General features: G+C 41.8%; 23 protein-coding genes and 2 pseudogenes. 8 read left to right on the top strand and 17 right to left on the bottom strand.

Annotated elements, in window-relative coordinates:
- Window positions 1-2: 2 nt before the first annotated feature.
- Window positions 3-3,929 carry a putative baseplate assembly protein gene (locus F8S12_RS13410; protein ID WP_196516765.1) on the bottom strand — a complete coding sequence of 1,309 codons (3,927 nt, stop codon included), beginning with the start codon at window positions 3,927-3,929 and terminating at the stop codon, window positions 3-5.
- A complete protein-coding gene (locus tag F8S12_RS13405; protein ID WP_196516764.1) occupies window positions 3,926-6,487 on the bottom strand; it encodes a baseplate J/gp47 family protein in 2,562 nt (853 codons plus the stop codon). Before F8S12_RS13405 ends, F8S12_RS13410 begins: the two co-directional genes overlap by 4 nt.
- Window positions 6,488-6,578: 91 nt before the next feature.
- On the opposite strand from F8S12_RS13405, the gene F8S12_RS13400 reads away from it, so the two are divergent.
- Window positions 6,579-6,719 carry a hypothetical protein gene (locus F8S12_RS13400; protein WP_196516763.1) on the top strand — a complete coding sequence of 47 codons (141 nt, stop codon included), beginning with the start codon at window positions 6,579-6,581 and terminating at the stop codon, window positions 6,717-6,719.
- Here the strand turns inward: F8S12_RS13400 and F8S12_RS13395 are convergent.
- From F8S12_RS13395 to F8S12_RS13370, 6 genes are all read right to left on the bottom strand, one after another.
- On the bottom strand, window positions 6,703-7,059 hold the full coding sequence (locus tag F8S12_RS13395; protein ID WP_196516762.1) for a GPW/gp25 family protein: 357 nt from the start codon (window positions 7,057-7,059) through the stop codon (window positions 6,703-6,705). The genes F8S12_RS13400 and F8S12_RS13395 overlap by 17 nt on opposite strands.
- Window positions 7,060-7,151: 92 nt before the next feature.
- The gene (locus F8S12_RS13390; RefSeq protein WP_196516761.1) at window positions 7,152-7,487 is read right to left on the bottom strand and encodes a hypothetical protein; all 336 of its coding nucleotides are present in this window, start codon (window positions 7,485-7,487) and stop codon (window positions 7,152-7,154) included.
- Window positions 7,487-8,017, bottom strand: a complete 531-nt coding sequence (locus tag F8S12_RS13385; RefSeq protein WP_196516760.1) for a phage baseplate assembly protein V — start codon at window positions 8,015-8,017, stop codon at window positions 7,487-7,489. The genes F8S12_RS13390 and F8S12_RS13385 overlap by 1 nt, the downstream gene beginning before the upstream one ends.
- On the bottom strand, window positions 8,014-9,150 hold the full coding sequence (locus F8S12_RS13380) for a hypothetical protein (RefSeq protein WP_196516759.1): 1,137 nt from the start codon (window positions 9,148-9,150) through the stop codon (window positions 8,014-8,016). The genes F8S12_RS13385 and F8S12_RS13380 overlap by 4 nt, the downstream gene beginning before the upstream one ends.
- A gap of 10 nt (window positions 9,151-9,160) precedes the next feature.
- Window positions 9,161-9,451 (bottom strand): hypothetical protein, encoded by a 291-nt coding sequence (locus tag F8S12_RS13375; RefSeq protein WP_196516758.1) that lies wholly within the window; start codon window positions 9,449-9,451, stop codon window positions 9,161-9,163.
- A gap of 39 nt (window positions 9,452-9,490) precedes the next feature.
- Complete coding sequence (locus F8S12_RS13370) at window positions 9,491-10,156, bottom strand: CIS tube protein (RefSeq protein WP_196516757.1); 666 nt, start codon at window positions 10,154-10,156, stop codon at window positions 9,491-9,493.
- 224 nt (window positions 10,157-10,380) lie between these two features.
- Here F8S12_RS13370 and F8S12_RS13365 point away from each other — a divergent pair, with 224 nt between their 5' ends.
- The 5 genes from F8S12_RS13365 to F8S12_RS13345 all read left to right on the top strand — a co-directional run bounded on the left by F8S12_RS13365 (window position 10,381) and on the right by F8S12_RS13345 (window position 14,880).
- Window positions 10,381-10,623 (top strand): hypothetical protein, encoded by a 243-nt coding sequence (locus tag F8S12_RS13365; RefSeq protein WP_196516756.1) that lies wholly within the window; start codon window positions 10,381-10,383, stop codon window positions 10,621-10,623.
- 499 nt (window positions 10,624-11,122) lie between these two features.
- A complete protein-coding gene (locus tag F8S12_RS13360) occupies window positions 11,123-11,449 on the top strand; it encodes a DUF6825 family protein (protein ID WP_196516755.1) in 327 nt (108 codons plus the stop codon).
- Between the two features lie 143 nt (window positions 11,450-11,592).
- A complete protein-coding gene (locus F8S12_RS13355) occupies window positions 11,593-13,281 on the top strand; it encodes an ABC1 kinase family protein (RefSeq protein WP_196516754.1) in 1,689 nt (562 codons plus the stop codon).
- 17 nt (window positions 13,282-13,298) lie between these two features.
- Window positions 13,299-14,036 (top strand): Stp1/IreP family PP2C-type Ser/Thr phosphatase, encoded by a 738-nt coding sequence (locus tag F8S12_RS13350; protein ID WP_196516753.1) that lies wholly within the window; start codon window positions 13,299-13,301, stop codon window positions 14,034-14,036.
- Between the two features lie 646 nt (window positions 14,037-14,682).
- Window positions 14,683-14,880 carry an NblA/ycf18 family protein gene (locus F8S12_RS13345; protein ID WP_196516752.1) on the top strand — a complete coding sequence of 66 codons (198 nt, stop codon included), beginning with the start codon at window positions 14,683-14,685 and terminating at the stop codon, window positions 14,878-14,880.
- A 432-nt stretch (window positions 14,881-15,312) separates the two neighbouring features.
- On the opposite strand, the gene F8S12_RS13340 is transcribed toward F8S12_RS13345, so the two are convergent.
- The 9 genes from F8S12_RS13340 to F8S12_RS13300 all read right to left on the bottom strand — a co-directional run bounded on the left by F8S12_RS13340 (window position 15,313) and on the right by F8S12_RS13300 (window position 24,475).
- A complete protein-coding gene (locus F8S12_RS13340; protein WP_196516751.1) occupies window positions 15,313-15,453 on the bottom strand; it encodes a hypothetical protein in 141 nt (46 codons plus the stop codon).
- Window positions 15,454-15,567: 114 nt separating this feature from the next.
- Window positions 15,568-17,124: a serine/threonine-protein kinase gene (locus F8S12_RS13335; protein WP_196516750.1), complete on the bottom strand. Its 1,557-nt coding sequence runs from the start codon at window positions 17,122-17,124 to the stop codon at window positions 15,568-15,570.
- Window positions 17,125-17,887: 763 nt separating this feature from the next.
- The gene (locus tag F8S12_RS13330; protein WP_196516749.1) at window positions 17,888-18,901 is read right to left on the bottom strand and encodes a glycosyltransferase family 2 protein; all 1,014 of its coding nucleotides are present in this window, start codon (window positions 18,899-18,901) and stop codon (window positions 17,888-17,890) included.
- A 307-nt stretch (window positions 18,902-19,208) separates the two neighbouring features.
- The gene (locus F8S12_RS13325) at window positions 19,209-19,655 is read right to left on the bottom strand and encodes a hypothetical protein (RefSeq protein ID WP_196516748.1); all 447 of its coding nucleotides are present in this window, start codon (window positions 19,653-19,655) and stop codon (window positions 19,209-19,211) included.
- Between the two features lie 260 nt (window positions 19,656-19,915).
- The gene (locus F8S12_RS13320; RefSeq protein WP_196516747.1) at window positions 19,916-20,797 is read right to left on the bottom strand and encodes an SDR family oxidoreductase; all 882 of its coding nucleotides are present in this window, start codon (window positions 20,795-20,797) and stop codon (window positions 19,916-19,918) included.
- Window positions 20,798-20,876: 79 nt separating this feature from the next.
- Entirely contained in the window at window positions 20,877-21,620 is a 744-nt protein-coding gene (locus F8S12_RS13315) for a tetratricopeptide repeat protein (protein WP_196516815.1), read from the bottom strand.
- Window positions 21,621-22,153: 533 nt separating this feature from the next.
- The gene (locus tag F8S12_RS13310) at window positions 22,154-22,693 is read right to left on the bottom strand and encodes a L,D-transpeptidase (protein ID WP_196516746.1); all 540 of its coding nucleotides are present in this window, start codon (window positions 22,691-22,693) and stop codon (window positions 22,154-22,156) included.
- Window positions 22,694-23,221: 528 nt separating this feature from the next.
- Window positions 23,222-23,734, bottom strand: a complete 513-nt coding sequence (locus F8S12_RS13305) for a L,D-transpeptidase (protein ID WP_196516745.1) — start codon at window positions 23,732-23,734, stop codon at window positions 23,222-23,224.
- 108 nt (window positions 23,735-23,842) lie between these two features.
- On the bottom strand, window positions 23,843-24,475 hold the full coding sequence (locus F8S12_RS13300) for a bifunctional 4-hydroxy-2-oxoglutarate aldolase/2-dehydro-3-deoxy-phosphogluconate aldolase (RefSeq protein ID WP_196516744.1): 633 nt from the start codon (window positions 24,473-24,475) through the stop codon (window positions 23,843-23,845).
- Window positions 24,476-24,668: 193 nt separating this feature from the next.
- Here F8S12_RS13300 and F8S12_RS42315 point away from each other — a divergent pair.
- A pseudogene (locus F8S12_RS42315) lies at window positions 24,669-24,857 on the top strand (IS4/Tn5 family transposase DNA-binding protein).
- 23 nt (window positions 24,858-24,880) lie between these two features.
- Window positions 24,881-25,067 (top strand): annotated as a pseudogene (locus F8S12_RS13290) (hypothetical protein); the annotation flags it as partial.

Here is a 25,067-nt window from a genome sequence, read left to right as displayed (position 1 = left end):
CCTTACAAGGTTGTTACAACCGTCAATTGGATACCTTCTGGATTCAATCGCAGCAATTGGGCAGGATAAATAGTACTAATTTGAGGATCATAACGAGCAGGTAATGCTGGAAGTGTTTGTTTTAGCGCTTTACTTTGTCCAAGTTGGTAAAGGGCATCTAAATCAACCGCTACCACACCTTTGACTGTCTGGATTGCAGCAATAACTTCTGCCGCAGTTACTTCTTGAGCAAAACGGCGTTGCTCGAAAGCAAAGGTTTTGTTTAAAGTTTCATGGATGTCCTGCTGCACAAGTTTCGTTTGATAGCGAGCATCGAGTAATAAACGGGCTTCTACGTTAAACAATAAACGCTGATAAGAATCAACCTGCACCTGCTGAATTGGATCTCTGGCATTGTCGATCGCTTCTACAAGTTTGGTGTAAAGTTGAGAATCCTTTGGTACATCTGAGCCTTTGACAGCTGCGATCGTGATATGCACCAGCTGGCTTTCCCCATTCCACAGAGGAACGGCTTGAGCTTTGCCAATACCAGCAAATCCTTGAGCAAAGTCTTCAAAATCGCGGATTGAGACAATGCGATCTAGGGTGCGGACGGTAGGCGGTGCTTTAGCACGAGCTTCTTCTAGGGACTCGCGTGGCGCACCTCCCGTTGCTGCCAAAGGATTGATAACTTCAGCAACGCCAAGAGGGCGAGTTTTTAGCAAACTCAATTGTTCCGCAGCCAAATTCCCTTCTAAACCGATGCCACTGCGGTAGGTAGCTGTAACATTTTCCTGTCCACTAGGCAAACGAGCGCCTTTGCTGCCATCTCCGAAGGTGACAATGCTTTTTCCATCATTTTGGATGCGAATAATATAGTTTTCGCTGTATGGTTTCAGAGGGTACAAAGAGGGAACTTCTTGCCACAGAATGCCATTTACCCGCACCTCTAAAGTACTTTCCGAACCTCTAGCGTTCGTCGCAGCAACATAAGTTAATGGCGGCTTTTTCAACATGAAGCGCTCATTGGGAGTTGAGCCATCTCCACTTCCTAAGACTTCTTCTACCGTTTCACCGTGGGTAGCCTGTACCAAATTGGCGTAGATGTTGACAGTTGCGGTATCGTATGCATATTTTAATGGCTCTTGCAAGGTGAGAATGGGACTTTGTTGATCTGTGGGTGGTATTTGAATTACAGCCGTTTCGCTCACCATCTCACTATCTTTCAAGGCGGGAAGCAAGGTTAGCTCATTTTTAAATTCAGGCTTGTCTAAACCTGTTGTAGTAATTAAATCGCCTGGGAAACCGTCTTTGTCTATCACCTTCCATAGGTAGTTATTTGGTTTGTCTGGTATAGAAACTGGTGGTTCTAAGATTTGTACAATATCTCCTCGCTGTATAGGTTTGGGAGATAAGCCTTCTGGAGGCTGCAAAATTCCGATTCCAGCTACAAAGAAATTGCTATTAGATTCTGTTGGCGGTAAAATTGCTCGCACATCTAAGTTAGTGAGATTGGGGTTGATTGCATCCCATGTATCACCGTTGTTAGTAGAACAGAAAACACCATTTTGAGATGTACCAACCCAAATTTCTTCATTGTGAACTGTTAAGCACCGAATTTCTAAATCAATCAAGTTGGTATTGACTGCTATCCAGCGATCGCCATTATTTTCAGAGCGAAAAACGCCGCTACCTGCTGTTCCTGCAAAGATATAATTTTGTTTAACAGCTAATACAGTAAAATTTTTATTCGTTAAGCCAGTATTAATATTGAAGGAAGTATTTACAGTTAAATCGGGACGGAAAGGGCGATCAATAGTTAGTTCCTGCTTATCAGAACTAATTGCGAGAACAGTTCGACTTTGACCGTTAGCGTTAATTATATCACCTGTGTTAACATCATCTAATTGGCGTTGCGTCGAAAAGTTTGTGTCGTGACGGAATACACCTGTACCTTCAGTTGTAATCGTGCCTTTTCCTTGCCTGATATTAGTAATTTGCTGCCAAGTTGAGCCGCCATCAGTAGTGCGGAATATTCCATCCCGAATGGTTCCTGCAAATATATAATTTCCTTGAGTTGCTAAAGTTTGCACATCAGTGTTATTTAAACCCGTTGGCAGCCAATTTTTACCATCATTGATTGATTTGAAAACTCCGCCATTAATTGTGCCTGCGAGAATTTCACTACCTCGATATATCAATGCTCTGATATCGGTATAACCCAAACCAGCCTGTTGATTAATTTCTTCCCACTTCTTATCTTTGTCTTCATAACGGAAGATACCGTTAGCAGTACCAACAACAATTAAATTAGAGTTTTCAGGGATAAGTAGTACTTGTATCTCTTTTTTTTCTAATTTCTGACTAGCTGATTCCCAACTAATGAGCGGTTCCCAGTGTTTAGCTTCATTTGGATGAATAAAAATGCCCTTGGTAGTACCTGCAAACAGAGTTCCTTCAGAATTAACTGCTAGCGATCGCACTTGCGAATTCGTCAAGCCATTATTGATTTTTTCCCAGGAAATATTCTCTGATTGTTTTCTTAATGCAAACACTCCACCAATATCATTGAGTTGAGCGCGAATGCATTGACCACTGACAATTACTGTTTGATTTGGTTGTAATTTGGGAATAAACTCACTAAGAAAAACAGTTTTACCCTGAATTGGATCTTCAAAGATTTTAGCTTGCAGATCGCTAATATTAAGTGGTTCGGGAGCTAATTCTAGTAGTTCGCTTTGTGCAAGAATAATTGTACTTCTAATATTAAATTTTTCCGAGTCAACATCGTTAAACTCAATGCTTATAAAACTATCCAATTCAACGCTAGTAATCTTTCGCGTTTGAGCAAGGTTTTTATCAAAAATAAAAAGTAGATTTTCAACTCTAGAACTCGAAAATATATTCTTAGTTTGATAAACACCAGTAAGTAATTTATTAGAATTCCGGGCATCATATAAAGCAAGCCAGCCACCTTTAATAATTTTAGGATAGAGATTATCGAGATCAATTTGTTTTTTGCTTAGATTAGGTTGCAGAAGATTTGATACCACGAAATCATTTAAAGTTATAGGTTTTGTTGTTGGTGGATTAGGAGGAGGTATCTGAATATTTGCTGTCGGAGAGAAGTTATGACCAAAGAGGGAGACTTGTTGTTGAAAAGCGAATATTTGGGGATTTTCTAAAGGAAGACTACTTTGCTCAGAAGTTGTATTTTGATCTGGAAGAGTATCCTTCCAAATTGCTAAGGTATAGGCTTCACTAGTATTAGTTTCAACCTTCGTTAATGGCAAAAGATACTTGCGACCAGTAGTTGATTCATCAATCTGCTCAACCAAAAAAAGGAAATCACCTGGCTGAAGTCGGGTATTAACACCTTTGATGTACAACTGTCGTGTTTCACTTGTAATCTTTTGGGGGCGGTTGGGGCGGGGTTTAAGATTATTCCAAATAACATGAGCGATGAACTCTTCACTAGATTCAAAGGTTTGAGGCAATTCATCCTCAGCCGGAATGCTCATTACTTGAGTGCCTTTGGGAATTGTCGCCACATCTGGAGAACCAGGAGCATCTTCGACTGTAAACACTAAATACGTACTAGCAGCAACACCGGGATTGAGTTCATAGCCAATCATCCGCGCCAGTTCTAGTATCGATCGCCGTTCTGTTGCAGTTTGCAGATATCCCTCATTAGCAATTCGCTCTTGATAAAAGGTGAGGACATCTACTACCACTGCCCATGCATCCAGCAGGGCGATCGCGGGGTCGTCATCGGCACGGATGGTAAGTTTGGCAAGGGGGCCTGCCTCCTGAGATTCTTGGAGACGCAAGCTGTCTCGCAGTAAGCTCAGTAGCCGCTTGCGAGTGGATGTATAATCTGTAATTCGATATGCCAACTGTGGCAAACCTGGGCGGTTTTCGGGCTGTTTGGGAGCATAATTAGAATTCATAAACCACCCTCCATTTGGAACTCTATTTTGCCGGATTCAGGTAGACTAGGGTCATTGTCTAAACGGGCAATTTCTAAGGGTTCAAAAGGAATTTGACCAATTTCCAGTTCTTGATTGGGTAATTCATTCAAACGTTGGAAGCGGGTGATATCGACCGATCGCACCCCTGCCACTTGCACTGCTGTGGAAATCACCTGACTCAGATACACAGGTTGACCAAAAGTAAAGCGATCGGAGTGAAAAAATCCTGTTTTTCCAACCGCTAAAACTCGGTTGCTGAATGTATCTAATAAAGCTTTTTTGACTACGCCCCGGAAAAACCCCGGCTCGACTTGTACTATCATGGCAATATCCAAAGGGATGAAACGAGGACTTTCAATTTCGATGTCATGTCCCGCCAATCGGAACTCTTCGAGAAAGGCTAAAAGCTTTTGTTTGAAATCATCGTCAAGCGATCGCCCCCCCTCACGGTCAACGGTGATAAAAATAGTATGCCAACTACCCGTCCAACGGCGGTTAGCGATCGCTTTTTGGACTCCCGGAAATCGTTGAGCGATGTCTGCATAGTCTTTTGTCGTCACTGCCCGCCGTTGCTCTCGAAATGCTTGGGGTGCATAGAGGCGCACTTGCTCTATGGGTTCCGCGTCAACTCCTCCTTGAGCAGGTAGGGGATTATAAACTTTGACGATGCTTTCGTTAATTGCCTTAAGGTGTGAGCGTTGCTCTAATTCCAAATTCTCAGGCAAGATGAGAATATTGGCGATCGTCCCTGCACCGACATTGCCGATGCTGCCATTGCCAATGCGGTAGGTAGCAAATAGTTTTGTGTTTAGCTTGGGTTTTTTGCCTAAAGTATCATCACCGAAGCGAAGGTAAGCCCTACCATCGTCTTCTGTCTCGACAACAAAGTGACGCTCAAAGCGATCGCTAATCAGTAAGTCTGTTTGCGCTTCCCAACGCGGGCCTGGTTCTGTATCTGGGTTAGGTGGTTGATTTTCCCACACTGCGATCGCTGGGAAAGTATCTTGCAACTTCCATTGCATGGCTGCGATCGCTGGTTCCTCTGGATCAAACCAAACCCACTGATTTCGCTTATTATACACATACCCTTGTTGAGTCAATGGGCCTTCCTTTAAACGAGGTCGCAGCCGATTCCAACCAGGATTTTTCGACAGTTCTTCTAGTTGTTTGACTTCTGGTTCGCTACTCGTGTTGACTTTTGATTGTGGCTGAGGAATTGTACATCCTGCATCGACTAAAACAACGTTGCCTCGTGTCACACTAATGTCAGTAATGCGTTCCCCTTGGGCATCGATATTAGAAATCTGCAAATCAAAGGGCAAGGCATCTGTGGCTGACCACTGAATTTCTACAATCTGCTCGTCATAGAGCGGATCGCTTTTGCCTGCAACCTGGGTCAAACGTACAGGATGTCGATGTGTGATATCTGCATCTCTTGGCTCTCCTGTTTTGGGGCCGCGTACTTCTTCCAATATCAAGACTTTGCCGCGAACTAACAACTTTTGCAGGGTTCCATCTGTATCTATCAAGGTTGCAGAGGTCGCACCTTTGGGTAAATAACACTGCTCCTCTCCCCAAGTATAAAACTTGATAGTATTTAAAGATTGGTACAGAGTTATGTCATGTAACGTTTCAAAAATCTGTGCGCCAGCATTCACAGCTGTATCAAATTTTTCAAGGGGTAATGCAGCAGAGGCAATGTTGGTTTTAGTTAAAAATTTCACGCCAGAACGGTTTTTTTCAATCGCAGGCCCCAGCAATTTTATACTTTGTTCTGCAAAATTATTGTTGAGTTCAATTACAACCCAAGCCCGTGCATTAGAGCCATCGTGCATGAAATAGTCTAATAGCCGAGCATGACGACGTACTGATACCCGCTTGCGGGCTGTTCCTAAATATGCTTCGGTAGCAACAGCATCTTGGTAATAACTGAGATAGTCACCTGTATAAGCTAGCAATTCCACTAGCATGATGCCGATGTCCGCAGGGTTGCGTTCTTTCCACTGCGGCATGATTACAGCCAAGCGATCGAGTATTAACTGACGAAAACTGCTATAGTCTTTTGCCAAATAGTTAATCGCTGGCGGTGGTGACTCTTTTTCAGTTAAAGGAGCAGGTGTTTGACAATCGAATTCACTTACTTCCTCCACCCAGAAAGAGAACTCCACCTGAGAAAGTTGAGGATCGAAGCCGTCGGGTGGTGAAGAAGTGGTAGAGGAATTAACTAAACGTAAAGTATAGCGAGAGTAATCTCCAGTTTGATTGACACGTATTGTTAAGACATTTGCATTCGAGCTTGCAGACTCGACACGAATATCTCTTAACCGTATTCCTCCCTCAATTACCACTTTTTCTTCAGTGAATTTATCTTCCTCATCCAAATCAACTAATGGATGAATCAAATACACAACTAATGTCTTTTGGTCAGCCAGCACTTCTAGATAATCAATGCCGTTCAGCCGAGGACGGCCATTATCAAAAGTGTCTCGGACTGCTTTGCGTCGTTGCTCATTTTTGCATCGATATTGAGTAATCATCTCAAACCAAATTGGGAAAGGATGTATTTTTTGAGCGTGTCTTAATTACGAATTACGAATTACGAATTACGAATTATAGGACTCCTATTTGATGAAAAAATCAATACAACTCAAAGAGTCTTCTTTATTATTGCCCATTGCCCATTGCCTATTGCCCATTGCCCATTGCCCATTGCCCATTGCCTATTGCCTACCTACGCAAACAATTTTAGAAATCAAACCTCGCGGCTGAACTGTGCTACCTGTCGCTGTTGATTTTGTCGAACCACATATTGGATCGCAATTTCTAAACGGGAGTCAACATTTTCAATATCTACTGCTTCCAGTAGAATCAAATCTCCTAGCCACTGTTCTAATGTTCCCTGCACCAACATCTGAGTGGCTGCTGCTAACTCAGGACTATTGGGTCCAAAAAGCAATTGTTTCAAACCACTGCCGAAATTGGGACGATTGACTCGTTCCCCTGGTTCTGTAAATAACACTTGTTCAATCAACTGCCGGATATGGCGATCGTAATTTACCTCGGCGACTCGCCCTCGCCCATCAATTTGTAGGGGATAGTTGATTTCCATAGTTATACCAATTCAAAATTCAAAATTAATAAATCTAGATTTAGCGCGGGTTTCAAGATTGGCATTTGTTGCATTCTTTTTTCAAATTGGTGTTATATCCCCTTTACTCTTGGTTGAGTCATGATAATATTTGCTGTCCCTTGGGGAATCTCTTCGGCACTTAGACAAAGACCTGTGCTAGTTTGCAGGACTACAGGTTGGTTGTTGACGCGAACTCGTGTCGCAACTGTCACCCACTTGACTTTGAGGCAAGGTTGGTATTTCCCGTTAGGTAAAGTAAAGGGACAGCCTGCAATTAAATAGATGTCATTTAATGTGGCAACTGGTTGAGCGCTAACTTTCACACGAGGATTAGTAACTATTGTGGAAATCACACCAGCATGAGGACAATTGGCAACAGCGTTCACATGAAATAGAGAATTGCCCATTAAGTCACCTCTAAAGCACCGTTATTGACTGAAACACTATTGATGGAAGCTTTAATAGTTCCTAAGTTTCCTGCTGAAATCTCAATGCCTGTAGGATCAAATGTCAGTTTGAGAGGCTGAGGCACAACTGGCGGATTGACTTCAATGGTCAATCCTTTTTCACCAGAATTACTCATGGTGATGGTAATTCCCTTGGCGGCTCTGCCATCCGCAAAAGCTTTGAAAACAATGATATCTTCAGCGTTAGTGGCCTGCTTTGCCTCCTCTGGTAACTCGTCTTTACCCCAAAAACAACCACTCCAAATCGGATAATCTGGATCGCCTCCCTCAAACTCTACCCAAACGTTGGTATCAACTGGTGGAATCGCAAACAGACCAATATTTTTGCCAGCGTAGGGAAAACAAGGCATAGCCCAACTCTGCCGTCCGTCTCCGAAAATAGCAGGGACGCTAACTTGAATTCGCCCTTGGCGAAGCGGATCGTTGTTAGCTGTGACTTTACCACGATATTTGCCAAAAAATTGCTTCATCCTGCAACCTGCCGTATTGTGCTGCCTAATCCTTCACGGGTAATCGTAAAGCTTTGTTTGTAATCTCCTTTGCTGATTTTATGTGTGACATTTTTGATGTAGTAGAGTCCGTCATAATTCAATCCCACGCCCCGCAAGGTGACTACTCCTCGTGTTTGGAGCAAACTTCCATAACGCACAGTATCTACTTCACCTGTAATCGTGACGACATCATCGACAGATCGGTTAGCGATCGCTTGGGCATACGCCTGGGCTTGTGCTATCTCCCGTCCTGTTTCTCGATACTGTTCAGTCCGTTTGTGGGGTTGGTTGGTGGCTGCTGGTTGATTTGCTAGTGGGGGGCGATCGCTGGTTGCTTGAGGCAGAGACCGGCTCTCGTTGCTACGTCGGTCTTGGACTTGTCCCCTAACATCCGTAGCTGCCAAACCATTGTTTTGGAAGTTGATGGAATTCACATTGGTGAAAGAACTCATGTTCACCGTCAAGGCTGGTTGGGGTTGGGTTTGACGTTGAGGTGGCCCCCAATAAGCTGTGTTTGTACCTGATGTTGGCCCTGGAATTATATAGAAAACATATGCAAATCGTTCGGCGATGCTTTGTAGATACTTTAAGTCAGTTCCCTGCTGTGATGGAATTCGCTCATTTTGAGTGGGGCGATCTCTGAATTTTGGAGCGATGACTTTAGCAATTAAACCATACTTGGCATAATTGGAAATCAAAAAACGAGCGATGGTAGCTTCATCCTGGGCGGTGTGTTCAATAGACTTTTCCTCCAAATCCATCATGACGCTGACATCTTCACCTGTTATTGCCAAGGTGGAACTACCTGGTGCGCTACTAGGTGAAAACTGTTGATTGGTGATGATGCCATCCATCAAAACTTGAGCGATCGCTCCAATGGTGACAATGATAATTACACGATTAAATACTTTTAATAGAGGGTTTTTGAGTAACTGGTAATCTTGCATGTCATTGCGTTGCGATCGTCCCAACTGCAAAACAATTTGAAAACCAGAGCGTCCTTCATCGCTCTGTGTTACTTCTACACTTTGCAGTGCTTCCATAATCATTCGTGGAGCAGGTGCAGGAACGTTTTCACCAATCAGTAGGGTTAGGTTAATTCCAAGTGGCATAAACTACTCCCTACACTTGCGGCATGGGAATACGTATAACTTTGCCTAACTCAGCAGTTAACTCCTCTGGATTCATTGTGTTATTGGCATCACATATCTGCCAAAATTGCAGGGGATCGCCGAGAGTGTTAGAGGTAATCAAATCAAGACGATTTCCCTCATTTACCGTGACTTCCACAAACAGAGGAATTTCCTGACCTTGGGGAAGAAACCGCCGACGTTTGTAAGCAATTTTACGCCCATCTCCTGTAGTATATTCGACACTTTCTATGTTGTAATAACGGCTGGTATGGTCAAACATGGGGAATTTGTGTTTAGATATAAATCTAAATATTTACTTCTAGCCACCAAGTAAGTTGGAAATTTTAACTCCGATAGCTGCTGGATTATTGATGCTACCCTTGATTGCCATCAGTTCTTTTGCTTTGTGATGAGCTAAGAACAAGCGAGATCCGCGCTGTCCCCACGGCAAATCACCATAGTTGAGAACTCGCAGACCAAGAGACACTTTGGCTCGAATCGGATTCAGATTAATGTCATAGGCTTCTTCTGTAATGCTGAACTCTGTTAAACGGACTGGTAATACTCGTTTACTGCCCCAAACCAGCAGTGTCATTGGTGCTTCCATCGGAATGATTTCCATCATTCCTCTGTCTGCTAGTCCCATGTTGGTTTCAATAGTTGAACTGGCTGGGTAAATTAAAGTTTCTAAAGCCGAAAGTTGAGGATAGATGCCAAATTGAACCGCCACATCCTCTACTTTTTCTAATTGATCTGTGGCATCCAATTCAATATCTATTTTGATGCTTTCTACTGGCGCACCTTCTAAACGTAATGCTTCCGAACGCGCACCTTGTCCTTCTCCCACAGTTTGTGGTTGAAGAGTACGAGATAGCGTTTCTGGATTGTATTGAAATGCAATCGTGCTGATGACTATATTTGTAGTCGAGTCAATAGCGACAATTGCCCCTTTGAATAATTTGGGAGAACCTGGGAAAGTAGTCACAAGGTCATTGATCCTTTCCTAAGAGGAGTTTAGGACTAATGAATAAAGATAAAATTATTTACATAGATAATAGCTGATTACCATTGCACAAGACTAATTTTATTTACTTTTTGAGCAAAAAGTAAATAAAATGTTAACAACTAGAGGTTTCTTGGACGAGGTTAATCAATCTTAATTTCATTTGAAATCCCCACCCGCAATTGATTTAACCGTTCCTGGAGAGTATGTACTTCCGTTTTGCTTCATCCGGCAAGTTAGTATTTTTATTATTTTCAAGAATTTCTGAATTTACACTGATTGGCGCTGTTAATGCGATCGCAGATAAGCGCATGAGTGCGATGGTAACTGAAGAAAAGTATCGTCAAACTTTGCAGGCGAGTATTTTAGAGTCAGAAATCATTCATAGTTCAAGAGCAACAAATAACAAATATAGTATTTTCACATCTTGCGCCGGACGATTAAAATAGCGGCTACCAAAACAAAGCCTGCCGACCGAGGCTAAAAGATTTAGTCCGCGCAGGTGTTCACTGAGCTTGTCGTTGGCGCAGCGTCTCGTAGAGAAGTGCGGACTTCTCTGCGAGACGCTACGCGAACGTTTGTTTAGCCGCGACTTCCAATGGTTCGGTCTGGTTTTTTTAATACGCAAACACACTTAAGCTACCAGGGGTACATCAATTAATGAATATTTTTGACAATATAGCAATCCGATTTTATTTTTGAACTTATCTGGGTAGGCAGGCAAGAGGCAAGAGGCAAGAGGCAACGGGAAAGAATGCTCTTTGATCTGTACGGAGTTTTTTCAGAAATCAAATCATAGTCCTATAGTTATTTAAGTGTTTGTGAGGAAAAATGGAGATGGGAAAATAGAAAAAGCGATCGCTAACCCAAAATCCTAGCTCTACAATAGAAGCCGCAAAGCATACAGGCAAGTTATAATTCTCTTGCGGAGCAACGTAACAAATATTTATGAGTAACCCCCTTGTGCAAGCCTTTTTCGTAGGCAGAGCGGTAGCTGAAGTAGTTAATGAGCGTTTAGAGGTCGCCTTGACCGATGCTTTGAGTGAACTGGGCAAATTTGATGCGGAAGCTAGAGAAAAGTTGCACCAGTTTACACAAGAAGTCCTAGACCGGGCAAATCGGGCAGCAGAAGCAGCTAATGCTAATCAAACTACCACAGGCGTTAGGCAACCCAGTTCAGATACAGGCGACTTGCAAGCAGATATTGATGAATTGCGAGCAGAAATTGCTTTGTTGCGAACAGAATTGCAACATTATCGCAGAGCATCTGCATAAATTTGGTCATTAGTCATTGGTCATTAGTCAAAAATTATACGCAAAGGACAAATGACAAAGGACACTTAAGAAAAAACAGTTTAGGAATCAGAGTGTCTTTTCTTCCAGGTGATTCGGTTGCAAACCAACGGTACACAAAGTATATGGAACAAGGTTATTCAGAAAAGGCATACCGTTGGAATCGGGAAAATTACTCTAGCAGACGGCGTTTTGTGGACATTTGGTCTTTTGTCTTGACCTTATTGTTCAAACTTTGGCTATACAAAAAATCTTGGAGTTATCCGGGTGGTGTGACTGAAGCAAAGCAAGCTGCAAAACGCAAAACCCAAGCGGTTTGGATTCGGAATACCCTGCTAGATTTAGGGCCAACCTTCATCAAAGTCGGGCAACTATTTTCTACTCGTGCTGATATATTCCCTGGTGAATACGTAGAAGAACTAGCCAAGTTACAAGACAAAGTACCGGCATTTAGCTATGAGCAAGTAGAAGCGACCATTGAGAAAGAACTAGGCAAGAAAATTCCTGAACTATTCCATAATTTTGAACCTATTCCCTTAGCTGCTGCTAGCTTAGGGCAAGTACACAAAGCTGTGCTATACACTGGGGAATCGGTTGTCGTCAAGGTACAACGTCCTGGACTAAAGAAGTTATTTGAAATAGATTTACAAATTCTCAAAGGAATTACCCGCTACTTTCAAAACCATCCTAAATGGGGAAAAGGGCGAGATTGGTTAGGTATTTACGAAGAGTGTTGTCGCATTCTTTGGGAAGAAATTGATTATCTTAACGAAGGTCGCAACGCCGACACTTTTCGCCGGAACTTTCGCGGCTACGATTGGGTGAACGTCCCAAGAATATACTGGCGTTACGCCACGTCCAGAGTACTGACCTTGGAATATCTCCCTGGAATTAAAATTAGCCAATACGAAGCTTTAGAAGCAGCTGGTTTAGATCGAAAGGCGATCGCTCGTCAAAGCGCTCAAGCCTACCTACATCAGTTGCTCAATAGTGGCTTTTTCCACGCCGACCCCCATCCAGGCAATATTGCCATTAGTGCAAATGGGTCTTTGATATTCTACGATTTCGGCATGATGGGGCGGATTAAAGCCAATGTCCGCGAAGGATTGATGCAAACACTGTTTGGTATTGCCCAAAAAGACGGCGATCGCGTTGTTCAGTCACTCATTGATTTAGGCGCGATCGCCCCAACGGATGACATGGGGCCAGTGCGGCGTTCCGTCCAGTACATGCTCGACCATTTCATGGACAAGCCTTTTGAAAACCAATCAGTGGCGGCAATCAGTGACGACCTTTACGAAATAGCTTATAATCAGCCATTTAGATTTCCAGCAACCTTTACTTTTGTGATGCGAGCTTTTTCTACTCTAGAGGGGGTAGGCAGAGGCTTAGATCCAGAGTTTAACTTTATGGAAGTTGCCAAACCATACGCAATGCAACTTATAACCGATATGAATGGTTCTGAGGGGAATAGCTTTCTTAACGAATTGAGTCGTCAAGCAGCTCAGGTAAGTAGTACTGCCTTTGGTCTACCACGGAGATTAGAGGATACGCTAGAGAAGCTAGAGCGGGGAGACATGCGCCTGCGCGTTCGGTCTATAGAAACTGAACGCCTGCTCCGGCGACAGAGCAGTATTCAGCTCTCAATAAGCTATGCTCTGTTAATTAGCGGTTTCACACTTTCAGCTACTATCCTATTAGTGGTTAAGGATTATGTATGGTTGGCACTAGTGCCTGGTTTAATTGCAGTAGGGCTTTCAGTAATCCTGATCCGACTACTTTTACGCCTCGACCGTTATGATCGCATGTATTAATTGTTGCAAAAAAAATTATGAAACTTAATTTCACGGGTTTTAGCGATCCGGGACTTATTCGTTCTAATAATCAGGATGCTTACTATATCGATCCAGAGGGGCGATTTTTTGTTGTTGCTGATGGTATGGGTGGTCATGCGGGAGGCGAGGAAGCAAGTCGCATTGCCACTAAGGAAATTCAGGCTTATTTGGTGTCAAATTGGCAATCTTCAAAGTCTTCTCAAGAATTGTTAGAGCAAGCTTTGTGGGATGCCAATAAAGCGATTTTGCAGGATCAGCAAAATCATCCCGAACGCGCTGACATGGGTACAACCGTTGTAGCAGTAATTTTCCGCTCCCCAGAGTCACCTTGGTGCGCTCATGTTGGCGATTCACGGCTATATCGCTTTCGAGAATCGCAATTAGAACAGGTAACGGAAGACCATACTTGGGTAGCACGGGCAATCAAAATAGGCGACATCACCTTAGATGAAGCCCGATTACATCCTTTTCGTCATGTATTATCGCGCTGTTTAGGGCGTGAAGACTTGCATCAAATTGACGTGCAACCACTAGATGTAAAAACTGGCGATCGCTTACTGCTATGTAGTGATGGTCTTACAGAAGAACTTGTCGAGCAGAAGATTGCTAGCTGCCTCCAAGACACTCCTTATGTTGATAAAGCCGCCATCTCTCTAGTTGAGGCTGCCAAAGAGCAAGGAGGTCACGATAACATCACAGTTGTCATCGTCTCACTCGAAGAAAATAGTCATTAGTCATTGGCCATTAGTTATTGAATAAAGGACAACTGACAAATGACTGATGACAAATCCAGTAGATATACCCAGCAATTTGTTCAATCTGAGCATTTTTCCTTTTTACAATTTGATACAAATACTTTTAACCTCCGAAGTAAACTAAGGAGGTTAAATTTGCATAAATTGACATCTTGCACGAAATGAGGTGGAGCAAGTATAATTCACGCTTAATACTATTCATTTTCCCAACCTCCTTAAAATCTCTACCCTCCAAAGCTTCCTCCATAGTGGGGGAGACATGATTTAGTTTTCTTCAAATAGGGAAACTATCAAGGGTTAAGGATAAAACCTGCTCATCTACGGAAAAGTAGAGTTATGCAAAGCAGGAAGGAGTTAAACAAGGTGGCTATACCTAACTGAGGACTAAATAAAGCCTTTTTTCCGGAATATGCCTCGGTTAACTTGGGTGGTATACCAGTGGGATTAGGTGCAAGATATCAAATCGAAAAAAATCCACACTTAGGATGTGGGCAATCTGTCACATACTTGTTATCTTTCTTAATACGGAAGAACAAATGCGGGACAGATACAAGTCCAAGTATTATCCCATTTGGACTTCTGTGAGCGATATCATTTTTACGCGTTGTTTTTTTCGGAGTTAATTATGAACCAACCAATGAAACTATCCTTGGAACAGCAATTCAGCATCTGTTCATTTTCCACTCAAGTACAGCACATGAGCCATGATCAAGCCAAAGACTTCTTGGTCAAGCTCTATGAGCAAATGGTCGTCCGCGAAGCAACTTATCAAGAGCTTCTTAAGCACCAGTGGGGCTTAGATTCCGGTTCCACTATGGCATAGAGTCGTTCTAATGTCGCAGTGGGCGACCTCCTTCTCTTGCTTGGTTCCAAGGAGGAAAAGAGCTGGGGATGTCGGGGCGTCAACTTCGATAAGCAATTCCACAAGGTTGGCACAAAAGTTCAATTCACGATAAGAATGAGTAAAATTTTCAACCACACATCTAATGGAGTGTAGACTTACTTTAAATTTGTAGTCCAAATTCACTGTGTACTTTAGCCAAACTTCTTTGCGTTTCGTCTAGATTTGTGATCATTACACCTGCGTAAATCTATAATTACCCAGAATATGTACACAGGAACATTTTCAGAGTATTTGTATGGCCGAACTTTTACTATCTAGTGCTTTCACTCTTTATACATATAACTAGAAGTTACAACAACATATATATTTTGTTTATAAAAATTTACATTTTATGAGTCAACACTCTTAATATTACAGAAAACATATTTCAGGAGTGCTGAGTGCTGAGTACTGAGTGCTGAGTAACCCCATAGATAAATCTAGGGGATTGAAGTAAGGACGCATTAAATATGCGCTACGCATCTCGAAATAAATATCTATTTCTTTTTCCATTGGCTTTAGGCAGGGGCTTTAGACCTTTTGTGCTGAGTGCGATTATTACTTTTTTTTACTCAGCACTCGTTACTCAGCACTCAGCACTGTTTCGGTAACATTAAGAAATTATCACTAGCCGGAGAAGTCGTATGGAGAATCTGTATCAATACCTTCCAGTTTTGCCAGAATTTGAGGCTTAATCTTTTCATACTCATTTTTGAGTAAGCTTTTACTATTTTGGGGGTCGGCAGAAGACATTAAGCTGTTGCTCATTGTGACCCACTCTTGCAGTCGTTGGCGTTGAGCAAAAGCAACGCTAGAAAGTAGAATATGGGTACAGCGACTTGGTGTTTCTCGTGTAAAAAACAACAGACGGTAGTAACCCGTATGCTGTAGTAAGCGAGTCATCTCTTGACCAAGACTGGTTTTGAGATCAAGATAATAAGGTAACCATTTAGCGCCATATTTGCGGTTGTAGATGACAGTAATCCACAGCAGCATAGGATGGGGAATGGAGATAAAAAGAAATTGATTATACCGGGTACAGACTAAGCGCTTTAGAATTTCCTCTTGCGGTAGCATTACCCACAGGGCTGGTAAAACTTCCCCCTTTATCTGGATGGACTGGGGAAACACAATATCAGCAATTGGTTTGTTTTGAGGCCAACAAACAGCGCGAGCGATTTCATCGTTTGACCAAGATGCCCGCAAATCGGCTTTTGTCTTTTGTTCCAGATCATTGCTCAGTGTAGCAGGAACTAATGCATGGCTATGGCTGTCTTGCTTAATGCTGTGTGTATGCTCAGGCTGTTCTAAAGAGGTTAAAACCCTAAGAATTTCACTGATCCGTTGGGGGCGATCGCGTGCTACTTTAGCTAGACAACTCATCACCAAATTTTCGATTTCTTTTGGTAGGTCTAATCCAGGCGCAACCTCAGCAAAAGAACGTGGTTTTTGATAGTGATGTGTTTTATACCATGCTCCAAAAGAGTGAGTTGGGGCTACTAGTGGCATTTTGCCTGTGAGCATCTCAAACATCATAACGCCCAAACTATAAATATCAGCACGGTTATCTAATTCCTTGCCCTCCATCTGTTCGGGAGAAGAATAAGCCAGTGTCCCTAAATAGAATTTCGTATGGTCACCATCTGACTGTAATAACTTAGCAATACCAAAATCTAGAACCTTGACCAATTCTCCGAAACTGGGATCTTGAATCACCAGCATATTGCTTGGTTTGACATCGCGATGAATAATTGGGCAAATTGTTCCCTCAACTGGGATACCATCATGAGCGCACTGTAACCCCAAGCTGAGTTGACGCGCCATACTCAGGAATCTTGGTAAAGGCAATCGTTGCTTGCGAATAATAGTGTTCAAGCTTTGTCCTTGAAGGTATTCCATGACGTAGAACGGGGTGTTATTGTCATCTACGCCATAGTCCATCACTCGGACAATGTGGATGCTTTTTTGCCCTAGTAAAGCACAGGTTTTCGCTTCTCGCTCAAAGCGGTCTTGCAATTGCATTTTTTCATTTTGGATTGATAGAGCGAGAAACTTAACGGCAACAGGTACACCTCCCAACAAAATATCCTTAGCACGATAAACACGACCCATTGCTCCAGTACCGATTAACTCCTGGAGTTGGTAGCGTTTGCTGAGTAAGCGACCAATGTTGGGGTCTGACATAGAAAATTCGACTCCAAAAGCAGATTATGAGTGTTTGGGAGGAAAAGTGCATTCAAACTGATATCTAAATTATCTCGGTCTAGAAATCACTTTCCAGGTTATTAGCCAAAATCCATTCATGGGCTAGTACGGCTACACAGAAGTCAAAAATCAAAAGTTAAAGACTTATATTCTCGGCTTTTTCACCATTTTGTAGACGCGTAGCGGCTTAAGACAGGGTGTGGTAGCTTGATTTCCGCCCTACTGTACTAGCTTTTTTCAGTCCTCTTTAGAGGATTGAAACTATGATCTGGCAGTTTGCAACCGAGACGTTTATTACAACTGGTGCAATATACCAGTTGTAATAAGCAGAAAGGGTAGATTTATAATGACGTTTTGTACCATTCTGCACTTTAATTGTGGTGTAGTTTTAGTTTTCCCAATTTTGACTAAATAAATAACTCTAGGATATGCCCAAAATCGGTATTGGGGAAAACTACACTCACCACGGAGTTCTGAGAACTGAGTAATGAGCGCGGAGTTTTAAATATAAATAAAGCTGTGATATGTCAATCCTATTTGAGTTGTAAGATTCTTTGTGAAGGCTGTCCTCGAAGTTCCATACCTTTTTGCTGACGGAAGACGGAAGGGAAGGGAAGGCGGAGCCAGACGCTGCTACGCGAACACGGACACGACTTAAATGCGCTATCGCCGGAAGCCGACGCTCAGACTTTTCTGTTTGTCATTTGTAGTTTTTCACAAATCATTTAGCACTACTCTAATACTAATTGTTAGTGTTTCGTTTTTTCTGTAAGTTATAAGAAATGTGAAAAACTGATTTATTACCCATCACATAGTATTGAATTCGACGTTCAATAATCTTGTTAATCTGGAAAATAAAATAATAAAAAAAGTAGAAATTTCTCACCATTTCTGCCAATGCTGTTAACCATTCTCCTTGCTTTAAAGGCTCTACAACTTTGTAGTAAGCTAGATTTTTTTTATAGACTGCAAGATTATGAGACAGAGCACGCACTAAAGCTGGATTTCTTTTCACAACTTCTTCTTGCATGAAAGAATTAGTAGCTTTGCAGTATTGATTAAGCCGTGGTAATAAACTTTGATGTACAAGAGAGCCGGGGCGGGAGCGGTAGAAATAGTAGGGTTTTGGCTCAAGGAAAAAGCGAGCTCCTTTAATTAAGCATTTCATATCAAGCCAAAAATCTTGACCCATCCTGATGGATTCATCGTATTCAATGCCGTGCTTAACCAGAAATTCTCGTTTGAATATAGGTTTGCTTAAACCAAGATGTAACCCTGGTTGTCCAAAAACATCAGTTTCTACAAAATAAACGATATCAATTTGGCGAATTTTATCTATACGTTCTCCACTTTCTTTAATTAATGTACTCCAAGGAGATGTTTCGCCATCGTTGATTAAATGAACATCATCAGCAATCATGTCTGCATCTGTTTCATTAGCCAGCGATAGAAGCTTTTCCAATCTTTCGGGAGCATACCAATCATCTGAATCAAGCACAGCAATCCATTCTCCTTGGGCTGCTCTGAGGGCACAATTACGTGCAGCAGCAGCTCCAAGGTTTTGTTGATTAACTATCACTTTTAAACGTTGGTCAGTAAAACTTTTAGCGACTTCTACAGTTTTATCACTTGAACCATCATCGACGATGATAACTTCAATATCATTGAGTGTTTGCTCTAAGACTGACTCTATTGCTTTTCCAATATAAGCCTCAGTATTGTAAGCAGGGATAATGACAGATATTTTGGGATTCACGAAACCGCTCTCCTGACTACACCGTTAGGGAAAAATGCTAAAATCCTGACGATAGATAACTTGATAATTTCTTTTTAACTATACACCTAAGTAGGTTGGTGAGAATAAACCATGACTTGTTAAGCTCGGGTGAGCTAGTATACAGTGATGAGCCCATCACTGTAGACAGAATTCGAAGCGGCGGTTTCCACCGTTGTAGCAGCTAGCATCGCATCGGATTAGAGACTTATAGTAACCGACGTAGAAAATAAGTAATTTACATTCTTTAATATAATTTGTTTTGTTTGTAATTAGCTACTGATTGCCCTTAGGTTGACTGACGCTCTAGGCTAGCTTCCATTGTGTTAGTTAAAAAATGACCAGCCAACATGCCACTACTGAGGTTATATGTATCTTCTGAAATCTGGTGCAGGGTTTCAAAGCCACTACGACGCTGACGATCGCCTATTACCCAGTAATGTTGGACAATAGTATCTAGACCAATCCAGCCTTCGCCTTCAACCTGCCCCAAAAGATTATGTTGGAGTAAAAAAGTGTACTGGCGCTCTCCCTGATGCAACCGCCCCTTGTATTGCAAAGATATTTCCGAGCGATCGCTACCTGGGAATATCAGCTTTGTGGCCATGGTGAACCAATTATCTCGATTCCAAGCTACCAAGGTCATACCCTTGACGCTGATTGGCATACCATTACGTTCCAGCCAATTTCCTTGCATTGTCCAGCGTCCTGGTTCCAATAAAAAAGTATGAGCCACCTTCTATATTCCCTGTCTTGATCGAGTGCCACCAAGACTACAGTTATAGCAGTGCTGAGTTCCGTTAGCGATAGCGGGGTTTTTAGCCCGTGCTGACTCCTGAGTTGTGAGTCTCGAGTTACGAGTACTGAATTAAAAATAAACCTCTTGTAAAAGTCCCAATTTCAGTCTAGATCTACCCAGAAGGCTGAATGGAGAAGAAGTTGAGTTATTATAAACGGGTTTAAATCTTTTTACATATCCACTTATGCAGCGTCTTGTCAATAGCGATCGCTATTAAATAATTCTTTTAATTCTTGTCGTAAGGATAGAGGTTGATACCCCAATGCAAAAGCTTTGGAACTATCCAAAGAAACATCTGCTGGTCTGGGTGCTGCCATTTTCACATCTTGTTGTCGGCAGGATTTTAGCATGGTAGCGGGGAGTTGAAATACTTCGATTAATAGCCGCCCAAAATCATAGCGAGAAATCCGCTCTTTGCCTCCTAAGTGAATACATCCGTTAACTTTTTCTAATGCTAATAACAGTCCTTTTGCCGCAGTTGTTCCACTGACTGGTGTGCGGAATTCATCGATAAATAAATTTAGTTCTTTTCCTGCTTTTAAAGTTTGGATAAACGGCTGAATAAAGCTTTTTGCTGTGGGTGTTGCTGCGCCAAACATTAAGGGCATTCGGCATACTGCGGTCTTCGGATATCGCTGTAACATACCTGTTTCTGCCATGACTTTTTGCTCACCGTAAAGATTGACAGGACATACCGGATCTGTTTCTTGATAAGGAGCATTTAAACCATCAAAAACCAAGTCGGTTGATGTAAAAGCATAAGGAATAAAATTATCTGCACAAAGTCCGGCAATATTGCAGGATGCCATAACGTTAATTGCGTGCGATTCTTCAGGATGGGTTTGACAAAAGTTTGGTTGCGAATGTGCAGCAGTATGAATAACTGCTGTTGGTTTGACATTACTAAATATGCTCTTTAATTCCTGAAAATTTGTCAAATTTACTTTTAAAGTTTTGATGCCAGGAATCTCTAAAGGATGCGATAAATAAGTCCCATAAACTTCCCATTCTTGTTTTGCAAGCTGGCAAAGATGCCATCCCACAAAACCACTGGCTCCGGTGATTAACAGTTTTTTCATGTCTAATCTTAAACCGCTCAAGAAAAAATTCCTTGCTACAGTAGTTTTATATTATACACGGAGCGGTGGTTAAAAAATACTATTGCAGCAATTCTTGAAACTGCTTTTTACTACGCACTTTGCTAAAGTCTGGGTCAGTTTTTGCTAGTTTTTTGTACTTTGCAGGAACAAGCTGGATTGCTTTATCTAAATTCTCCATTGCTAATTCTAAATTGCTCTGTAAAGCATAAGAGCAAGCTTTATTGTAATATGCTTGGTGCAAATCTTGCTTGATCGCGATCGCTCGATCATAAGATGCGATCGCATCTTTGTAGCGGTGTAGCTTTGTCAGAGCAATGCCTTTGTTAATTAAGGCTTCATACTTGTTGGGTTTGATAGCGATCGCTTTGTGGTAAGATGCAACAGCGTCTTTGTAACGTTGCAATGATGTTAATGCTATGCCACGATTATACCAAGCTTCGTATTTGTCGGGACTGATGGCGATCGCTGTATCGTAAGATGCCAGAGCGTCTTGGTAGCGTTGCAACGATGTTAAGGCTATGCCACGGTTAATCCAAGCTTCAGAACTCTCAACTTTGATGGCGATCGCTTTGTCGTATGCTTTTATTGCATCTTCGTAATGTTGTCTATCTAATAAATTATTACCTTGACGAAAGAAATTTTCTGCTTTTTGGGTAGCCTTCACTTCTATGAAAAGCTGGGTTACATTACTTTCTTGTACTACTTGCTTAGTATTTTCTGTCGATGAGTTTGCCCCACCACTACAGCCTAATGCGAAGAAAACTATTAAGCTAGATGGAACGAAGTAGCGACGAAAGACCATGCTGTACCTACAGAATTTATCAGATGATGCTAAAGTTTTTTCGGATTTTTGAAGATTATCAAAATACACTAGTTTTTAACCATTAACTTCTTTGAGAAAAAACTTTACTGTTCATGTATAGATTGTTATTAATCTCAAGTGTGTTTTACATTACCATATTAAATACCCATAAGGCAATTGCTTTGCTTAAAGCCTACTTAAACAACAATTTGTCTTGCTATGTAGACAGGTAGGCGTAGCCCATCGTAGACATCGCATTCGTTTGGTAATTCCTCTTTTAATTAACGAGGGTGCGATCGTATTAGTTTTCACTATATGCAAAAACACACATAACAACCGCACAATTGTTCTCAACAAAATCTTTAGTAGGCTTTAGAATTAGGACTTTATTGAATTTAGCTTTTATAAATTATCCAGTAGATCACTTTGCTCTAAGTCCTGAGTATATATGGGCAGGTGCGTTTACGGAGTGTAACGCACCTGTTCATATATCAAGACAAGAATTGCAACGCCTGATCAATTTCAATTCATCATCATTTCCGCACCACTACTAAAGTTCCCGTTGAAGCCCAGTTGTAAAGATTGCGAGCTTGCTTAACAGGTAAATTTACGCAACCGTGGCTGACTGGAGTCCCAAAACGGTTATGCCAGTAAGCGCCGTGGATAGCATAGCCTCTGTAGAAATACATTGTGTAAGGAACATCAGGAATGTTGTAGCCCCTGCCTCGCATCCGATGAGTGCGATACTTAGAATTAATCCGAAATCTACCTATGGGTGTAGGAGTCGATCGCTTACCACCAGAAATACGGTATGAATGAACAAGTTTATTACCTTCCCATGCACGTAAGCGTTGCTCTGACAGGTCAATTTCAATCCAGCGAGGTTGGGATGTTTGCCTGATATTATTAGATAGAGTGATGCTGTTTTCATCGACTAACGTGGCTGTTGCTGTAGTCGAGTTGGATGTACCTGTTAACGGTGATGACCAAGAGAATAAAGTCACCATCAGCGCCACGCCCGTACAAAAAGTTCCAGAGGAACGAATTCCACCACTGCGAATCCAGGTTTGCATTATGCCTCATCTTCTAAACTACGCAAAAATTATGAAGTGAAGTAATTTTATGAAAACTACAAATTTCCAGAGTCACTTCTAGCTTCCTGTGGAGGATTTACGCAATTCATCCGCTAATGCTTCTCAAGACAAGTTCTAAGCTAATCTGCATCCAATTTGCACATTTGTCTTTGGTTATTCACTAAGGAACACAGATTTAATAAAGAGCAAAGTTTTGCATTTTGTTTAATCCACATTCCTAATGACTAATTGCAAAGGACAAAAGTTACAAAAAATCTGTCATTTAAATGCCTAAATGCAAACTTTCCCCGAATTCATATTTGCCTTTTAATTTCATACGGGAATTGTCAGGATTTACGCTTATTATTTTGGGCAAATTGTTGAATGCCCTCTTCTATATTTTATTTCAATTTCAGTAATTCCGACTCCGAATATTCCCAGCAATATTTTATGCTGGGAATCACTTAATTGTCTGGATTTGTTGTTATTTCTGATTTTGCATAAATTGTTTTTTGGTTGCTTCACCTACTATTTATGGATGACTACTGGTGTTCCTACTGATGCCCACTCGAATAACCATTTAGCATGTTTAGGTGCAAGATTTACACAGCCGTGGCTCACTGGAGTGCCAAATCTCTTATGCCAGTAGGCACCATGAATACCGTAATTGCCTTGGTAAAACATTGCATGAGGAACCTTGGGAACATTGTAGTTTTCTCCCCGCATCCTCGTAGTTTTGAACTTGGATTGAATCTTAAAACTGCCAACAAGAGTAGGCGTGGATTTTTTGCCAGAGGAAATAGCACTTCCATAAACTACTTTGTCACCTTGCCAAGCTATTAACCGTTGCTTTGAAAGATTAATTTGAATCCAGCGCTTATCCGATTTTTGTAATCTCTGAATTGTTTGGGCAATTACTTGCTTTTTGGAATTCGCCCAAACTTCACTCGATTCACTAGTAAAAACACTTAAGGACAACGCTGTACCAGCAAGTAGTATTTGTAAGCGACGCACCCAGTCAGAATAAATCAGTCTTTTCATTTTAGATACACTCACACTCAAATCACGGGGTTTTGAGAAACTTATCAGTTTTCACCTTTATTTCCCTATCTATTACTTTAATAGACGTGAGTTTTTAATGATTTGATTCTAAGTTAACTGTTGCATCAGCTTTCTTGCTCTAGATGCGATCGCCTCCCAATTTCCCTCTATGATAAGCGTTCTGGGAAATAATTCACCGCTCAAACCCACTGCGATCGCTCCCGCTTGCAAAAATTCTTTGGCATTTTCTAGAGTAACGCCGCCAGTAGGAATTAAGGGAATCTGACCTAGTGGCCCTTGTAAACTTTTGATATATTTAGCCCCTCCCACTGCTTGGACAGGAAACACTTTTACACAACTAGCACCCTGACTCCAGGCGGTAACAATTTCTGTGGGAGTCAGCGCTCCGGGGATGATGGGCACATCTTTTTCTTGTGCTGCTTGAATCATTGTGGGGTCAACATGGGGTGTAAAGAGGAATTGCGCCCCAGATGCGATCGCTTCTTGTAACTGCTGCACATTGAATAGCGTACCAGTGCCAATGATGCAAGCTGGTAATTCCGAACGTAGTTGACTGATTAATTCCCCGGCGCGATCGCTATTCCAGGTAATCTCGATTAGCTGCATTCCCCCAGATGCTACAGCCATTGCCATTTGCTGTCCCACTTCGATTTTAGGGGCGCGGATGACTGCGATCGCTCGGTGTTGTTGCAACTGTGATAACCAAATTTGATTAAGCATTTTAATTGGGACTGGGAACTTAGCACTAGAGAATGGTTTTCCTAATGCCTAATTTTCAATACTAATACTCAGTAGCTAATACCTAATCTGACTTTTCCCGTTAAGTCTTGAAAAGCTTGCTCACAAAGGATTTAGGGCAAATTAGAAGGTTTGCAGTAAAATAAGCCAAGCGTGGTATCAGAGGCGACAAATCATGTTGGACTGGTGGGAGAAAAATTTTGCGACTTGTGAGTTAGGCGATCGCCGATTGAATGAACGTACAATGTCAATTGGTTTTGCTTGAAGTCAAGGATTTGGCAAATGGCTGTCAGAAATCTTCAACGGAGGAACTGTACTCAAAAGGGCTTATGAGTTTTTGCAAACCCCAAAGTGGAATTTTTAAGACTAATCGAACCGCACTGTCAAATGACGGCGGAAACTGTTGCAGAATACGATGTAGTGCTGTGTGTTGGAGACACCACTTTTCTTGATTATGGCAGGATTGTAGAAAAACTTGTAACTAAGCACACGCGAGTAATTCATGTTTTCGACAGAGAAGGTGATATCACAGAAGTTTTCGATAAAATTCGTCAACTTCAACACACGGGTGTCG

Origin of the sequence: Nostoc sp. WHI (genome assembly GCF_015714725.1) — a bacterium.
Classification (GTDB): domain Bacteria; phylum Cyanobacteriota; class Cyanobacteriia; order Cyanobacteriales; family Nostocaceae; genus Nostoc.
This window is presented reverse-complemented; position numbering and strand designations above follow the sequence as displayed.

What these genes read in the sequence shown, in the direction of transcription:
- F8S12_RS13410 (WP_196516765.1), bottom strand. Translation starts at nt 3,929, where the DNA reads ATGAATTCTAATTATGCTCCCAAACAGCCCGAAAACCGCCCAGGTTTG.
- F8S12_RS13405 (WP_196516764.1), bottom strand. Translation starts at nt 6,487, where the DNA reads ATGATTACTCAATATCGATGCAAAAATGAGCAACGACGCAAAGCAGTC.
- F8S12_RS13400 (WP_196516763.1), top strand. Translation starts at nt 6,579, where the DNA reads ATGAAAAAATCAATACAACTCAAAGAGTCTTCTTTATTATTGCCCATT.
- F8S12_RS13395 (WP_196516762.1), bottom strand. Translation starts at nt 7,059, where the DNA reads ATGGAAATCAACTATCCCCTACAAATTGATGGGCGAGGGCGAGTCGCC.
- F8S12_RS13390 (WP_196516761.1), bottom strand. Translation starts at nt 7,487, where the DNA reads ATGGGCAATTCTCTATTTCATGTGAACGCTGTTGCCAATTGTCCTCAT.
- F8S12_RS13385 (WP_196516760.1), bottom strand. Translation starts at nt 8,017, where the DNA reads ATGAAGCAATTTTTTGGCAAATATCGTGGTAAAGTCACAGCTAACAAC.
- F8S12_RS13380 (WP_196516759.1), bottom strand. Translation starts at nt 9,150, where the DNA reads ATGCCACTTGGAATTAACCTAACCCTACTGATTGGTGAAAACGTTCCT.
- F8S12_RS13375 (WP_196516758.1), bottom strand. Translation starts at nt 9,451, where the DNA reads ATGTTTGACCATACCAGCCGTTATTACAACATAGAAAGTGTCGAATAT.
- F8S12_RS13365 (WP_196516756.1), top strand. Translation starts at nt 10,381, where the DNA reads ATGTACTTCCGTTTTGCTTCATCCGGCAAGTTAGTATTTTTATTATTT.
- F8S12_RS13360 (WP_196516755.1), top strand. Translation starts at nt 11,123, where the DNA reads ATGAGTAACCCCCTTGTGCAAGCCTTTTTCGTAGGCAGAGCGGTAGCT.
- F8S12_RS13355 (WP_196516754.1), top strand. Translation starts at nt 11,593, where the DNA reads ATGGAACAAGGTTATTCAGAAAAGGCATACCGTTGGAATCGGGAAAAT.
- F8S12_RS13350 (WP_196516753.1), top strand. Translation starts at nt 13,299, where the DNA reads ATGAAACTTAATTTCACGGGTTTTAGCGATCCGGGACTTATTCGTTCT.
- F8S12_RS13345 (WP_196516752.1), top strand. Translation starts at nt 14,683, where the DNA reads ATGAACCAACCAATGAAACTATCCTTGGAACAGCAATTCAGCATCTGT.
- F8S12_RS13340 (WP_196516751.1), bottom strand. Translation starts at nt 15,453, where the DNA reads ATGGAAAAAGAAATAGATATTTATTTCGAGATGCGTAGCGCATATTTA.
- F8S12_RS13335 (WP_196516750.1), bottom strand. Translation starts at nt 17,124, where the DNA reads ATGTCAGACCCCAACATTGGTCGCTTACTCAGCAAACGCTACCAACTC.
- F8S12_RS13320 (WP_196516747.1), bottom strand. Translation starts at nt 20,797, where the DNA reads ATGAAAAAACTGTTAATCACCGGAGCCAGTGGTTTTGTGGGATGGCAT.
- F8S12_RS13315 (WP_196516815.1), bottom strand. Translation starts at nt 21,620, where the DNA reads ATGGTCTTTCGTCGCTACTTCGTTCCATCTAGCTTAATAGTTTTCTTC.
- F8S12_RS13310 (WP_196516746.1), bottom strand. Translation starts at nt 22,693, where the DNA reads ATGCAAACCTGGATTCGCAGTGGTGGAATTCGTTCCTCTGGAACTTTT.
- F8S12_RS13305 (WP_196516745.1), bottom strand. Translation starts at nt 23,734, where the DNA reads ATGAAAAGACTGATTTATTCTGACTGGGTGCGTCGCTTACAAATACTA.
- F8S12_RS13300 (WP_196516744.1), bottom strand. Translation starts at nt 24,475, where the DNA reads ATGCTTAATCAAATTTGGTTATCACAGTTGCAACAACACCGAGCGATC.